We start from the raw sequence: 14,515 nt of genomic DNA, 5'->3' as shown, positions 1-14,515 counted from the left end.
AACCCGTCTTTGAGGAGAAGCGGTTTTTGCGTTTAGGGGCTCTTTTTCCAAAAACGGCCCCTAAACGCAAAAACTATTCCGGAAGGAAATGGATGGATTTCTATTGGCCCTGTAGCGTGACCATCACCGTTCTTTTGCCGCCGTGGTTACGGTGTTCGCAGAGGTAAATGCCCTGCCAGGTCCCCAGATTGAAACGGCCTTTGGTGATGGGCACCGTCACCGAGGCACCTAACAAAGCCGCCTTGATGTGCGCGGGCATGTCATCTGCCCCTTCCAGGGTATGGCGGTAATAGGGAGCGTTCTCTGGCACAGCCCGGTTGAAGTGTTGCTCAAAGTCATGCCGCACGGTAGGGTCTGCGTTCTCATTGATGCACAGGCTGGCCGAGGTGTGCTGAATAAAAACATGCGCCAGCCCCACCTCTATTTCCTCCAACTCGGGCAATTGCGCCTCCAGCAGATCAGTGATGAGATGAAAGCCCCGCGGAACGGCGGGCAGGCGGATAGCTTTTTGGAACCACTTCATAGGCAAGAAACAAATATCAATAATCTACCTCCAGAGCACCGGCATCGGGTTTGGCGGCATCGCGGGCTTTGTCTTCATAATCCAGCGTAATGCCCGCCACCGGCTCTCCGGCAGCATTGGCCGGCGATAATTTAATGATCTGGAAATCGGAATTAGGCCCGTCTCTGAACAAGGGATCTACGTTGAGCTGATTCCCCAGTTTGTCAAACTCAGCAACGTAAGCTTTGGTCTTGAGGAACGAGTGCCGGATGATTCTGCTGGAACTCTGCCCCATGGCGCCAAACTGTAGTTCTTCGTCCTGCCGCCCCCACAGAATACTGTTGAGAACAATCAGGTGGTAAGGTGCTTGCCGCACTACGTTATTATTTGCCTGCCATTTCTCATCAAATACAAAGGAGGGCGAGAGCCGGATAAATTCATTCGCATAATTGGCCAGCGTACTGAAGATAATCTCATAGCGTCCGCCACCCAAGCCCGCCAACGCATATTCCCCGCAATTGGCCACCATGCTGTTCTGCAAGCGAAGGTTTCCGCCGTGGCTCAGGACACCGTTCTGGAGCATGTTCCTCACAAAACTGTTTTGCAGCATCACCTGCGGCACGGTAGCACCTTCGGCGCGCAGGTAGATACCGGTTACGGCGTTTTTAATCTCAGCGTAGCGGATTTCATTGCCCTGGCTGGCTGGCAAAAACTCAAGCCCCTGCCACTGGCCCGGCGCGTTCCGGTAGGTATCTTCCTGGCGCACCTGCTGGAACACCACTCGCTGCTCGTGCTCCCCTTCTACCAGGAGCGTGCCTTGCACCTTTATTTTGGCCCTGCGGTGCAGATACACCTGGGTTCCTTTCTCAATGGTAAGTGTCTGTCCGGCGGGCACGGTCACAGAATCATAGATAACGTGGGCTTTGGCGGCCGTCCAGGTTTCTGCGGGAGCGGTGGTGTAGTTATGCTTGTAATAGGTGGCGTTCTGCCCGTAGGCCACCAGTTTTACCTTCTGCTGGTTCCCGTTGGTGGAAAACAAGAGTGAATCCTGCACCAGGAAAGGCTGCTCCGCCGAAGTGGGATTGATGGTGGCTTTTACCAGCACCAATAAGCTATCACGGCCTCTCAGCTCCAGGTTCTGCACCTGTGGCCCCGGCATTCCGTTCACGTACACCTGAAACGCCGAACTGCCCAAACCACCTACTCTCACCTCAGAGATCCTGACCGCGTTCTTGCTGGGGTTATATACCTTCAGACGTTTGGTGATGCTGCCTACCTGGGTGAACACGGTGTCAAACAGCACCGTGTCGGCCTCAAAGCGGAGCATGGCCCCGGCATCTGGCGTGATTTCTTCCTCTGTGGGCGTACAGCTGCCCATGCTCCAGCCAAGGGCGCACAGCAGCGCCAGGCTCTGCCAGAAAGCTTTCAGAAAACCACCAGAAACGTGAGGAGATGCTGACAAGGCGTACTAATTAAGTTAAATACCAGTTTCCGGTTTAGGCCTTATTTTGGAAAAAGAGCCGCTAAACGCAATGCTGTCAAAATAAAAAAGCGCAGCCTGTTCAGGCTGCGCTTTCTCCAGAAAGTTTGCTTATACCTGGGCGCCTTCTTTCAAGCGCTCAGCGTTCTCCGCAATACGGAGCTGCTCCACAAACTCGTCAATATTTCCGTCTACCACACTGGGCAGGTTGTATACCGTTAAGCCAATACGGTGATCGGTTACGCGGCCCTGCGGATAGTTGTAGGTTCTGATTTTGTCTGAACGGTCGCCGCCGCCCACCATGCTCTTGCGCTGGGCACCTTCGGCTTCGTTCTTCTTCGCCAATTCCTGCTCATAGATACGGGACCGAAGTACCGCCAAGGCTTTGTCAAAGTTCTTGAGCTGCGATTTCTGGTCTTGGCACTGCGCCACCAATCCGGTTGGGATGTGTGTGAGACGAACGGCAGAATACGTGGTGTTCACAGACTGACCACCCGGTCCCGAAGAACAGAAAAGATCCTTCCGGATGTCGTTCATATTGAGCTCGATGTCAAACTCCTCTACCTCTGGCAACACTACCACTGAAGCCACCGAGGTGTGAATACGCCCCTGGGTTTCTGTGGCGGGTACCCGCTGTACGCGGTGCACGCCAGATTCAAACTTGAGCTTGCCGTACACGTCTTCGCCGGAAATGTTCACGATAACTTCTTTGTACCCACCAGCGGTACCTTCCATCACGTCAATCACCTCAATTCTCCAGCCTTGCTTCTCCGCGAAGCGGCTGTACATGCGGTACAGGTCACCGGCAAACAGAGAAGCCTCATCGCCCCCGGCCCCGGCCCTGATCTCCATGATGATGTTCTTGCTGTCATCCGGGTCTTTGGGGATAAGCATCTCTTTGATGCGCTCTTCCATCTCATTGCGCTGCGGCAGGAGCTCGTCCAGTTCTTCTTTGGCCATTTCCCGGAAATCTTCGTCCTTCTCGGTGGCAATGACTTCTTTGGTATGCTCAATGTTGCTGAGCAATAATTTGTAGCGTTCGTACTCTGCCACAATCTTTTCCAGGTCTTTGAACTCCTTGTTCAAGGACTTATATCTCTTCAGGTCACTGGCTACATCTGGCTGGATGAGTTGCTCGTTTACCTCTTCAAACCGCTGCTTTATGGCTTCCAGTTTATCTAACATCTTCTGCGTTACTTAATTCAGGCCGCAAAGATAGAGAATTTCCCTTGCATTTACGGACGTGTGTGTTCAGGCTATTTTTAAAAGGAACAGTACAGAAACAGAAAAAGTTGCCGCTACTTCACCAACACCTCTGCCTCGGCGCGGCCTAATTGCCCTTTGGTACTCACTCCTTCTAAAATGGTCCTATAACTGGTCTTAGCGTCTGCGGCAAAGAACGTGAAACTTGCCTTGCCAGTGGCATCTGTCTGTACGGTTGGGTTCCAATACAAAGTAGTGCGCAGGTCAGGCAGTTCTGCTTCTTCGGGTTTGGTATACGCCGGTACGTAGAATTGCCTTGGGGTCTGGGAACGGATGCCTTTGTACGCGGCTACCCCTTGGTAACGGGTACTGGAGGCTGCCCCCCCGGAGCTGCCTCTCTTCAGGTTGATGGCAATTACCCCGTTGCCTCCCTGAGAACCGTAAATAGCGGAAGACGCCCCGGGTTTGAGAATGTCAATGGTTTCTACTTCTACCATGGACAGATTGCGCACAAAGTCTATGTCTATGGGCATTCCGTCTACTAAAAAGAGCGGCGGGCCGGCACCACGCATGGAAACGTTGTCGCCCCTTACCATCAGTCCGGCCACCCTGCCCGACAGTGCGGAGATCACATCTGTTCCGGGAGGCAAACTTTCGGCTTTGAGGGTATGGTCTGCGTGGCTGTACAGCCCTCTAGACATGCGCTCTTCTTCCTGCAGTTTCTTCGCCCTAATTTCTACCGCACTCAACAAGATGCTCTTCCCGGAAAGCTGGTCTAACCGCAACTGCTCGCGGTTGCCGCGCAAATAAGCCCACTGCGTCTGCGACAGCAGGCTTGGCGGCAAGAAGTACGGCAGTGGCGCAATGGGCATGATAGGCACATGCTTGTCCAGTACTACTTCCAAATTGCTCTTGCCTTTGGCGTTACGGGCCTGTACCACTATGCGGGCACTGTCATCCAAAGAAGAGACCCCAAACGCGAATTTGCCTTGCGCATCGGCGGTGTCCAGTAAAATCAGGCTGGGCGGGCGCATACTAATTAACGTCACAATGGCGTACGGCTCTGGTTTACCGGACAGCTTCAAGACGGTGCCGCTTACAGCCAAACCACGCTCCAGCGGATAGGTGAGATTGGGTTGCTTATCCTCCAGAACGTCTTTCCACGTGAACCGGCGCCAGCCTTGCGTAAGCATGAGGTTATCCAAGGCTTGGGGAGCTTCAGGGTCTTTGGCCGAGAAATAATAGCCGGGATGTTCTACGTGGCCACGCAAATCTGAGGTGAGCAGCAGATTGGAAAGCAGGGTAGGAGCGTACGGCTCTGGCATCACTTTCTGGGCATCTGTGACGGCCACAGAAAAATGCCCTACCACTGGCCGACCGGCCGTGTCTGCGGCCTGTACCTGCATGGTTACTTTCTCACGAGATTTGTAGCTGGGTTTATCTGCCGTGACCGTTAGCCGCAGTTGGTCTTGATGATTGACAAAAACCAGACGTTCCGCCAGGGGCTCCCCGGTACTGGAGAACAGGGTAAACTGCGTGATTCCAGTAGGTAGCTTGCGTTTGGGCACGTTGATCAGCAGAAGGTCTTTGGCGGTAGTGGTATACGCAGTGAAATAGACAGTGCCCCGGCTCTGGCCTACAATACTCACAGCTTCCGGCCTGCCGTCTCCGCCGGCATACCCCACTATGAATGCTTTGAGTTGCACCACGTCTGGCTGCGCGCTGTTCACCGTCAGTATTACCCCTTTCTCCCGCGCTACGGGCAACGGATATTCTTTTATGGCGCCATCTGTGTTTAGGAGGCGGGCGTGGTACTGTTTTCCTTTCTGGGGTAGAAACCCAAAGCGCCCCATGCCCCATTTCAGACTCTTGAAACTGGTTACTTTTGCCCCTGTATTGTCATAGACCTCCCCCTGCACGTCTCTGCCTAGCCCATTGGCAGCTATGGCCTTGAAACCAACGACGCTCCACATGCCGTTGACCAGTTCCCCGCCTTCGGGAAAGAATTGCAGGTCTACTTTCTGGGTTGCGCCTGGTACCGGAATCCTTTTCTGCACACTTTGCTTGTCTTGGTTAACTGTTAACAGAATCTGGGCCTGCTGCCGGTTTTCCCCGTCTGGCAGGTAAAACCGAAGCTGTGTTTCCCCGGCGGCGTTTGTGACTCCTTTGCGTCTGCCAGAGGTTTTACGGCTTGTTTGCAGGCTGTAGGAAAGCGGCACCTGGGCCAGTAGCTCCTCCCACAGGTTCTTGAGGCTCAGGTTCACCAAGACAGAATCTCCGGAGCCTTGGCGCTTGTAGCTGTACGTAGGGACTACCACCATGTCATCTACTCTGGGGTTGAAGATCTGCAGGTTCCGGTGGAAGAAATAGTCCTGCCCAAAATTCTGCATCCAGCTGGTGTAGGCCCGCAGGCGGTACTGCCCCGCCGGGATGGTGTCTGGCAGCGCAAAATCTCCGTGCCCCACGCCGTTCTTCACATTCACCGCCAAGCGGCTAAAGAGTGAATCTTCCTGGTTGATGAGGTCTACGTACATCACCTGACTCAGAAGGCTGGGGGCATGGTTGTCGGCATTGACCAGATAGGCTTTGAACCAGACATCTTCGCCGGCGGCGTAATAGGGTTTGTCCAGGTGCAGGTACACTTTCTCCTGCGGATAATTAGCCGTGTAGGCTGTGAGTTTGGCCAGCACCTTCTGCAGCATTGCTTCATCTCTGAATCCTTTAGAGATGAAGCTAAATGCCGTTAACACACATACCCCTACTAATAAGAGTAACTTATTTCTACCGGCCATTATCATTATAAATTATTTGAAGATTCAAGATTAACACCTATGTGCCTAGGCAGAACTCAAGTAGTAGCTGCTTGTAGAAAGGATGGAAGGATATCCCTCAGAATATTCCTTAAAAAAGCAGCCTGAGGGATATACTTATTATAGGTTGTTCTGCTCTAAAAACAATAAAGCAGATCATGCCTTTCATGCGTTTAACCTAATCCGCCTATAGGAAGTCTACCGTACTTGCATTGCCGTGACTCCTTTGCCTAACAGCCCTTTAGAAGTTAAGCCTTGCACCACGGCACGGTAAGTTGTTTTAGCGTCTGCACAATAGAAGGCGACTTGAGCTTTGCCCTCGGCATTGGTTTTGATCACTGGGTTCCAGTACAGCGTGCTTCTCCAGTCAGGAGTAAACTCTTTTGAGGGCTTGTCATATTTGGGCATGTAGAACTCGCGTACGGTCTGGAACTTTGGTCCTCTATAAATGGCTACACCTTGCCATCTTGCATTGGTTTTAGCCACAAAGGAACCAGGAACTTTCATAATGATAGAGATCACCCCGTTCACTCCTTCTCCCCCGTAAATAGCAGAAGGCGCTCCAGGCATGAGGACATCTATCCGCTCTACCTGGGTGGGATCAAGAGTTTGGGCTAATCCCATGTCTGCCCGCACACCATCTATCAGATACATGGGCTCGGTTGATCCTCCCTCGCTGGCGCCACCTTCCCCGCCAAAATCAAATGACTGGGTCACACCGCCCCTCAGCACCAACTTTCCCTCCTTCATTTGCACCCCCGGTGTACGGCCCGGCAGCGCTGAGATAATGTCTAACCCCGGCGGAAATCTATCCCCTCTTACGGAGTAACTCACATCACCGGGAGAGTGCAAGGTGGTTCGGTCGGCAATGCTTTTGTTCGCATACGGGTCTTTTCTGCCTTTCACCACTACCTCTCCCAACAGCACGCCCTTGCCCATGGACTGGTCTACTTTCATCTGCTCCTGGTTATTGCGCAGGTATGCCCATTGTTGGTCAGAAAGGGAAGCAGCTACGGTACCATAAGGCACCTGAGGCTTCACCAGCGCGGGAGCAGGATCCTCTAAGGAGACAATGAGATTGCTTTTGCCTTTGGGGTTACGGGCCTGCAGCACTACCCGGGAGCTGTCTTTGAGGGTGGGCAATGCAATAGAGAATCGTCCTTGCGCATCTGTATTCCCAAACAGAATATTCTTCATATTAGCCACATCAAACATAGTCACCACCGCATCTTTCACAGGCTTTTTTTCATTGTACTGAGTGACTACTCCACTTACTGATAAACCCTGCTCCAAAGGGGCGGGCATAGCCTGAAACTTATCTTGCAGAATGTCTTTCCAGACAAACCGGCGCCAGCCCTGAGTGAGCATTAGGTTATCAAGTGCTGTCTGCGCCTCCTCTTGGGTAGCTGAGAAGTAAAAGTCTGGCTGCTCTATGTATCCTCTCAGGTCTGAAGATAACTGCAGGTAAGAGATAAGCGTAGCGCTGTTGGCGTCAGGCACCACCGTTTGCCCATCTGTGACGCTCATTGAAAAGTTACCGGCCACCGGACTTCCTGCAGCGTCTTTTACCTCTACCTGAAGGGTCACTTTCTCCCTGGGCTTATAGGTAGGCTTATCTGGCGTAATGGTTATCTGGAGGTTCTTGTTTTGATTCACAAAGACTAGCCGTTCGGCCAACGGTTCACCTGCTTGATCAAAGAGAGTGATTTGTGAAATACCGGTAGGGAACTTCTCCTTTGGGATATCTGCCTGAAATACATCTCGGCCGGTAGTACTGCTGGCACCAAAGAAGGCTGTACCTCTTGATTGGGCTACTACATGCAAAGCCGTCGGCTTTCCGGCTCCATCTGCAAAACCTATAGTATAGCATTTTACCCGCACTTTATCAGGCTTTGAATTGTCTACGGTCATGATTATACCCTTATCCTGCGCCGGTGGCAAGGAATATGTAGTTTCACTGCCGTCTGCCCCTTTGATCTTTGCTTCATAGCGCTTGCCTTTTTCAGGCATGAACCCAATGCGGCCCATCCCAAACTTAAGGCTAGTGAGATCTGCCACTTTAGCCCCACTCTGATCTACCACCACTCCCTTCACGTCTTCGCCCAACCCCTGTGCATTGGTAGCTTTAAATCCTATATTGTTCCAGAAACCGCTCACTAAATTCCCTCCTTCGGGGAAAAACTGAAGATCAAGGGCGCTGCCTGATCTTGGAACGACAAGCTTCTTTTTTACTGTCTTCTGCCCCTGCGGGATGGAAAGCTGTAGCTGGGCTACTTGATTGTCACCTGCGTCTGGCAGATAAAAGCGCAATTTAGTCTTACCCGTAGGGCTGGTATTGAGCTTTCTGGAAGCTGCTCTTTTCGCCCCCTGCAATACAGTATAAGTGATAGCCGTCGGCGGAGCCAGAGTTTTTTTAGGGGTCAGTAGCTGTAGGTCTACTATAACTGAATCCCCACTCCCTTGACGTTTGAAGGAAAAATTGGCAGCGGGTGTCAAATCGCTTTCTCTAGGGTTCCAAATCTGAATGTTCTGGTGGAAGAAATAATCTTCATGAAAGTTCTGCATCCAGCTGGTATAGGCTCTCACGCGGTAAAGGCCCGCTTGAATACTGTCTGGCAAGGTAAAGTCTCCAAACCCTTTGCCTTCTTGCATATTAAGCACTACCCGCTGGGCAATTGAGTCTTCCGGGTTTACCAACTCTACATACAGCACCTTACTCAAGGGACTAGGGGCGTGGTCTGAACTGTTTACCAGATAGGCGCTGAACCACACATCATCGCCGGCGGCGTAATAAGGCTTGTCTAAATGTAGAAAGACTTTTTCCTGCGGATAGTTGTTCTCAAAGAAGGTAAGTTTAGAGGTAATTTTCTCCAGCATTCCGCCTTGCCAAGCCTTAGGAGCAAACGAGACTAGGGCCGCTAAAAGAAGTACTGTCACTAGGCTAGCGACAACTTTAGTCTTAGAAAGCATAAAATATAATATGGGGTTGTATATAATGATTTGATATGGAATACTGTGCTAAATGTAAATAAAACACAGGGCTTTATAACTATTATATCTAAGTATATAGTTTATTAAATACTATAGAAAACAGACAAGGCGCTGCTTTTGCAAAAACATTGCGTTTAGGGGCTGTTTTTGGAAAAACAGCCCCTAAACGCAAACCGCTCACCTCACCAAGGGAATAGCTTACGTTACTGCCACAACCGCTTCATAAACCGTAGGGCGTTCTGGTGACTAATAGCGGCCATCTCCTCCCTAGAGAACTGTTGGCGTAGCTCCTTCAGGATAGATTGGTAGCGGCAGGCATTGCGGTGTTCCTCGTGGAAGTAGGATTCCCCGCCCTCCATCATGCCAGATTCCTGAAAGAAATCGGCGCCGAAGCTGAGGGCCAGAGGGGCGTGTTCCAATCCGTAGCAGATGTGTTCCAACAGGATCTGGGGGCGGTGCGGGTGCACAAACGTCTTCAGGAAATTGATCCCGATGAGCCCTTGGCGACGCACTACTTCCTGCACCAGTTCCAGGGGCAGGTTACGGGCATTGTCATACACGGCCCTGAAGTTGGAGTGGCTGGCTATGACGGGAATGTCCAGCCGGTTTTGGTCTATGAACCGGAGCATGTCCAGCGCGGCGGCATCTGAAGTGTGGGCCAGATCTAACGCAATCTTGCGGCCGCTCATGTAGCGCAGTAGCTCTTCACCATCGGGTTTCAGGCCAATGCCAGGGGTAAAGTTTCCGCCCGCAAACCGGTTCTCATCGGCGTGGGTAAACCCGATGTACAGCAGCGGACCCGCCAACCTTATAATTTCCTCCAGGCGCAGAAATGCCTGCTCCAGCGGCTCGTCTTCCTCGCATAACCCTGAGGCATTTTCAATAGCCGCCACCAAAGCCACCCGCTCCCCGTGCACCACCTGCTCTTCCAGTTCCTGCGGCCTGATGGGCGCAAACACTTCCTGGTTCTGCAACAGGTTTTCTCTGAATAACCGGGCCTGCTTTAGGGTAAACGCGGCGCTTCCCGGTTCAGTGGGCGTGAAAAAAGCCATGGTCTGCAGCCTCACCCGCCCGGCCTGTAAATGCGGAATGGCACAGCCAATGCGGTTCACGTCCATGGCGGTGGCGCCGGGCACCCAGGCCAGGTAGCCGGTGAGGTCGCAATGCAGGTCAACAATGGGAAGGTTCATGGGCAACGGAACGGGGAATGATGTTGTACATCATATAAAATGAGACATTACCGCCGAGTTTACGAAGAACTGCCCCACAAGCCGCCGCAAAGCCGGATTTTTTACCGAATTTTGCAGAAATTTCATCGGCGGAGCCGAAAGGCCGGCCTCTTTCATACGCTATGGCAACACTTCCTTCCATCCTTTTACACGCAGGCAAAGAACATTCGCTCAGACGTTTCCACCCGTGGGTTTTCTCGGGGGCCATCAAGAAAATTGAAGGTGACGTGCAGGAGGGCGACATAGTGGCCGTGTACACCAACCGCCGTGAGTTTCTGGGCATTGGGCACTACCAGCCGAGCTCCATTGCCGTGCGCATTTTCTCCTTTGAGGAAGTAGAGCCTGATTATGCTTTCTGGCGCAGCCGCGTGCAGCAGGCCGTGGATTACCGCCGCCAGCAGGGCTTCCTGGACACCCCAGATACCGATGTATACCGCCTGGTTTTCGCCGAAGGCGACCAGCTGCCCGGCCTCATTGTGGACGTGTACGGCAATACCGCTGTGTTGCAGGCGCACAACGTGGGCATGTTCCACGTGCGTCAGCAGATTGCGCAGGCGCTCATGGAGGTCTTTGAGGGCAAACTGACCGCGGTGTACGATAAGTCTGCCGAGACGCTTCCAGCCAAAGGTCCGGTGCAGGGCCAAAACGGTTATCTGTTTGGTGATACGCCGGTGCCCCACGTGGTGACCGAGAACGGCAACCAGTTTCTGGTAGACTGGGTGACCGGACAGAAAACCGGTTTCTTCATTGATCAGCGCGAAAACCGCCAATTGCTGGCGCATTACTCCAAAGGCAAAACCGTGCTCAACACGTTCTGCTACACCGGGGGCTTCTCCATTTATGCGCTCAATGCCGGGGCCAAGGCGGTCCATTCAGTGGATGTCTCCAAAAAAGCCATTGATCTCACGAACCAGAACGCCGAACTGAACCACGGTCAGGACCGCCACGAAGCCTACGCCGTAGACACTTTTGAGTATCTGAGGGGGAAAGAAGGTTTGTATGATCTGATCATCCTGGACCCGCCGGCCTTCGCGAAAAGCCAGAAAGTACGCCACAACGCGCTCATGGGCTACAAGCGCCTGAACGCCGAAGCCATTCAGAAAATAAAGCCTGGCGGCATTCTGTTCACCTTCTCCTGCTCAGGCGTGGTAGACAAATACCTATTTGACAGCACCATTATGGCCGCCGCCATTGAAGCCGGGCGCAACGTAAAAGTCATGCACCACCTCTCCCAACCCGCCGACCACCCCGTGAGCATCTTCCACCCGGAAGGAGAGTATTTGAAGGGCTTGGTGCTGTACGTGGAGTAGGATTTGGTAGCAAGTAGCGCGTATCACGTAGCAAGACTATGACCTCCTGTTTAGGGGCTGTTTTTGGAGAAAAACAGTTAAAATGAGTACTGCCGCTTCCTTAGCGGTTATATAGCTTCTTAAGTCATTGAAAGAGCTTTAGAAACGTAGGGGCAATCCCTTGTGGTTGCCCTTTACGTATTCCACCGCGTTAGGGCAACCACAAGGGATTGCCCCTACTGCCAACTTTGTGTGTAAAAAACGGCCTTTCCTCTAACCATCAGGGCTGCAAGAGAACATCCAATGCATGCGTTTAGAGGCTCTTTTTCCAAAAACAGCCCCTAAACGCAAAACGAAATCCTGATACCTGATACGCGCTACCTGATACTACTGACCACCCAGCACAAACTGCTTCGCTAGATTCTCCGGTTGCAGGGCCTCATCTAAACTCATTCTAATGCGCCATTCTTTGGGGTAGTGGTTATTGACGCGGTTCTGGAGCTTCTTGCCCCAGCCCAGCGCCACGCCATTGAACTGCACCAGTACCCATCCGTTGGCAGATTCTTCCAGAGAAACGTCTTCGCGGTGCAGGTATTTGAGGGCGGTGGCCAGGTCAACCTCGGCGGCGGGGAAGGCGTCTTCCGCTAAGTGCTGCGACAAAGCCAGGGCGGGCAGAGGCTTGGCGTTGTTTTTCATTACCTCAGCCAGTTCAATGCCGCCGTAGACCACGCGCAGGTTTTCATAGAGCTGCTCCAGTTCCAGCATCCAGGCGTTGGGCAAGGCCCTGAGGGTTTCCTTGTGCTTCACAATCTCCCAGAACTTCGGCTCCCGCAGCCAATCCTGCACCAGGGCTTTCTCCTGTTTGGAAGCGATGACCAGAAACGGACGCTTGCTCTTGCGGTAGGGTCGGGCTTCCTCGCCATCGGTTTTGCGCACGGCGGCCAGGAAGAAGCCCTCGCCCTGGGTTTGGTGCGGGTAGAAGCGGTAGCCGTGCATGCCTTCCAGTTCGGTTGCGGTCACGCCCCAGTCTGGGTGTAGCTGCAGCGCCAGGGTTTCAGCGTCTTGCTGCTTGGCCAGCCAGGCCAAGTTCTCCTCGTTTTCTTCCAGGTTGTAGGTACAGGTGCTGTAAATGAGTACGCCGCCGGGTTTGAGCGCGTCCCAGACATCCATGAGAATGCGGCGCTGGCGCTCAGAGCAGAGTTTCACGTTGGCCTCAGACCATTCAGACATGGCATCTGGGTCTTTGCGGAACATGCCTTCGCCCGAACAGGGCGCGTCTACCACCATCACGTCAAAGAAACCGGTGAGCTGCCCAATATGGCTGGGATCATTGTTGGTGACTACCACGTTGCCGCTGCCCCATTTCTGGATGTTCTCGGCCAGGATGTTGGCTCTTGGTTTAATGACTTCATTGGCCACCAACAGACTCTCCGGGGAAAGCAGTGAGGCGATGTGCGTGGACTTTCCGCCGGGGGCCCCACACAGATCCAGCACCGCCAGCGGCTCCTTTAAGTCCACGCATTGCCTGAGCGCCTGCTCCAGAAACATGGAACTGGCCTCCTGCACATAATAGGCCCCGCCGTGGAAAAGAGGGTCTAAGGTAAAACTCGGCCGCGCCGAAAGATAAAATCCGGTCTCTGACCAAGGCACCTGCGGCAGCCCTTCTGGCAAAGCGGTTTTGGCCTGATTCACCCTGATGCTGGTGGGCGAGGGCTGGGCCAGGGCTTGCGCGAAGGCGGGGTAGGCAGCCCCCAACTGCGTCTGCATGCGGGTCTGGAAAGAAGCGGGAAGTTCTAGGCTCATAAAAATCAGTCCTCGGGCTTAGGCCGAAGCACCTGCAAAGATACCAATTCTGTTTTTGCCCTGTTTCCGGAAAAAGAGCTGCTAAACGCCTCTAGTCCGCTGCCAAAATGGGTTCCCGGCGCGTGGTGATTTTAGCGGGCTTGCGCACGGTGCGGGTCTGGTACACGGGGTTGTCCACAAAGGCCACTACTTTGAGGGTAAGGTCAAGGCCCGTGATGGTGCTGGGGTTCTGGAAACCCAGGTACAGATATCCGTCATCGGTCTTGGGCGTTTGGGAGATCAGGATTTTGCCGTAGTCTGAGAGCACATCCTGGCCTTTGGCCACGCCGTAGGGCTTCCAGCCGTCTTCGTCTTGGGTGAACAGGTTGGCGTTGCTCTTGTTGAACAAGTAGTAGCTGATGTACCCGCTGGACTTCACCTGCGGCAGCTGCGGCAACAGGCCCAACCCGAAAGCCACCAAAGGATTCCCCCCCGACAGCAACGCCGTGGCTCCTTTGGCCAGCGTCTTGCCCGTTTCCTGCAAGGCCTGCACAGATTCCTGCCCCACGCCTACCCAGTACACCCAGTGCCTGGTGTTGGCCGGTAGCTTAAAGCGCTCCGTACTGCGGTTGTTGCTGGTGATGTTGGTGAGCGAGGCCAGCCGGAAGGTTTTGTCTACCACGGTTTCGGGCTTCAGGTCATTTTTCACCAGCACTTTCTCGGTGCCGGTGGTCCAGGCGGTGTCCTGCACGGTGCGCCAGGCTACGTGCGTGCTGAAGTTCTGGCTGGCCGCACTGGCCGGAATGCGGGTAAGGGTGAAATGGCTTTTGGTGCTGGTCTCAGACAAGCTCTGCATCGTAATAGTGTACACCGATTTCTGCGGAACCGTGAGACGCAGTTTGCTCAGTTTCTTGGTTTCCTCCGTGCTGTAGAGCGGTGAGTTGGAGAAATACTCCTGCACCGTTACTTTGTAGTTGGTTTTGGCTTTGTTCTCCAGGTCCAGCACCAGCACATCGCCGGCCTGAAACGCGTATTGCAGTTGCGTGGCCGGCTGCTTGGTGCCCGCCACCTGCACCTCCAGGTCGGCAATCTTGATGGCCTTGCCAGACTGGGCCACGGTGGCCAAGGAAAAACTCAGAAACAGCCCGCAGAGAGCCAGAACAGAACGAAAGGAATTGCCAGACATACAGCAAGCAGAAGTAAAATTTTATTTTGGCGCTAATTTACGA

At 53.3% G+C, this 14,515-nt stretch carries 9 protein-coding genes; 1 reads left to right on the top strand and 8 read right to left on the bottom strand.

Annotated features, from left to right (window positions below):
• Nucleotides 1–100 precede the first annotated feature (100 nt).
• The 6 genes from EFA69_RS03450 to EFA69_RS03425 all read right to left on the bottom strand — a co-directional run bounded on the left by EFA69_RS03450 (nt 101) and on the right by EFA69_RS03425 (nt 10,176).
• Nucleotides 101–523, bottom strand: a complete 423-nt coding sequence (locus tag EFA69_RS03450) for a secondary thiamine-phosphate synthase enzyme YjbQ (protein ID WP_123131692.1) — start codon at nt 521–523, stop codon at nt 101–103.
• Nucleotides 524–539: 16 nt separating this feature from the next.
• Entirely contained in the window at nt 540–1,964 is a 1,425-nt protein-coding gene (locus EFA69_RS03445) for a hypothetical protein (protein ID WP_123131691.1), read from the bottom strand.
• 129 nt (nt 1,965–2,093) lie between these two features.
• On the bottom strand, nt 2,094–3,167 hold the full coding sequence (prfA, locus tag EFA69_RS03440; protein WP_123131690.1) for a peptide chain release factor 1: 1,074 nt from the start codon (nt 3,165–3,167) through the stop codon (nt 2,094–2,096).
• Between the two features lie 113 nt (nt 3,168–3,280).
• Nucleotides 3,281–5,887 carry an MG2 domain-containing protein gene (locus EFA69_RS03435; protein ID WP_183906679.1) on the bottom strand — a complete coding sequence of 869 codons (2,607 nt, stop codon included), beginning with the start codon at nt 5,885–5,887 and terminating at the stop codon, nt 3,281–3,283.
• A gap of 306 nt (nt 5,888–6,193) precedes the next feature.
• The gene (locus tag EFA69_RS03430; protein WP_183906678.1) at nt 6,194–8,932 is read right to left on the bottom strand and encodes a TonB-dependent receptor plug domain-containing protein; all 2,739 of its coding nucleotides are present in this window, start codon (nt 8,930–8,932) and stop codon (nt 6,194–6,196) included.
• Nucleotides 8,933–9,189: 257 nt separating this feature from the next.
• On the bottom strand, nt 9,190–10,176 hold the full coding sequence (locus EFA69_RS03425; protein WP_123131687.1) for a dipeptidase: 987 nt from the start codon (nt 10,174–10,176) through the stop codon (nt 9,190–9,192).
• Between the two features lie 161 nt (nt 10,177–10,337).
• Between EFA69_RS03425 and EFA69_RS03420 the strand changes: the two genes are divergently transcribed.
• Nucleotides 10,338–11,525 (top strand): class I SAM-dependent rRNA methyltransferase, encoded by a 1,188-nt coding sequence (locus tag EFA69_RS03420; RefSeq protein ID WP_123131686.1) that lies wholly within the window; start codon nt 10,338–10,340, stop codon nt 11,523–11,525.
• 366 nt (nt 11,526–11,891) lie between these two features.
• Here the strand turns inward: EFA69_RS03420 and EFA69_RS03415 are convergent, their stop codons facing one another.
• Both EFA69_RS03415 and EFA69_RS03410 read right to left on the bottom strand, forming a co-directional pair.
• The gene (locus EFA69_RS03415) at nt 11,892–13,307 is read right to left on the bottom strand and encodes a methyltransferase RsmF C-terminal domain-like protein (RefSeq protein ID WP_123131685.1); all 1,416 of its coding nucleotides are present in this window, start codon (nt 13,305–13,307) and stop codon (nt 11,892–11,894) included.
• Between the two features lie 91 nt (nt 13,308–13,398).
• Complete coding sequence (locus EFA69_RS03410) at nt 13,399–14,472, bottom strand: hypothetical protein (RefSeq protein ID WP_123131684.1); 1,074 nt, start codon at nt 14,470–14,472, stop codon at nt 13,399–13,401.
• Nucleotides 14,473–14,515: the final 43 nt, after the last annotated feature.

It is taken from the genome of Rufibacter immobilis (assembly GCF_003721565.1).
Lineage (GTDB): Bacteria > Bacteroidota > Bacteroidia > Cytophagales > Hymenobacteraceae > Nibribacter > Nibribacter immobilis.
The sequence above is the reverse complement of the archived record's forward strand: the minus strand, read 5'-3'. Positions and strand labels throughout refer to the sequence as shown.

Bases quoted from the DNA above. Each gene is read 5' to 3' on its own strand.
- EFA69_RS03450 (WP_123131692.1), bottom strand. From the start codon at position 523: ATGAAGTGGTTCCAAAAAGCTATCCGCCTGCCCGCCGTTCCGCGGGGC.
- EFA69_RS03420 (WP_123131686.1), top strand. From the start codon at position 10,338: ATGGCAACACTTCCTTCCATCCTTTTACACGCAGGCAAAGAACATTCG.
- EFA69_RS03410 (WP_123131684.1), bottom strand. From the start codon at position 14,472: ATGTCTGGCAATTCCTTTCGTTCTGTTCTGGCTCTCTGCGGGCTGTTT.
- prfA (WP_123131690.1), bottom strand. From the start codon at position 3,167: ATGTTAGATAAACTGGAAGCCATAAAGCAGCGGTTTGAAGAGGTAAAC.
- EFA69_RS03415 (WP_123131685.1), bottom strand. From the start codon at position 13,307: ATGAGCCTAGAACTTCCCGCTTCTTTCCAGACCCGCATGCAGACGCAG.
- EFA69_RS03425 (WP_123131687.1), bottom strand. From the start codon at position 10,176: ATGAACCTTCCCATTGTTGACCTGCATTGCGACCTCACCGGCTACCTG.
- EFA69_RS03435 (WP_183906679.1), bottom strand. From the start codon at position 5,887: ATGCTGCAGAAGGTGCTGGCCAAACTCACAGCCTACACGGCTAATTAT.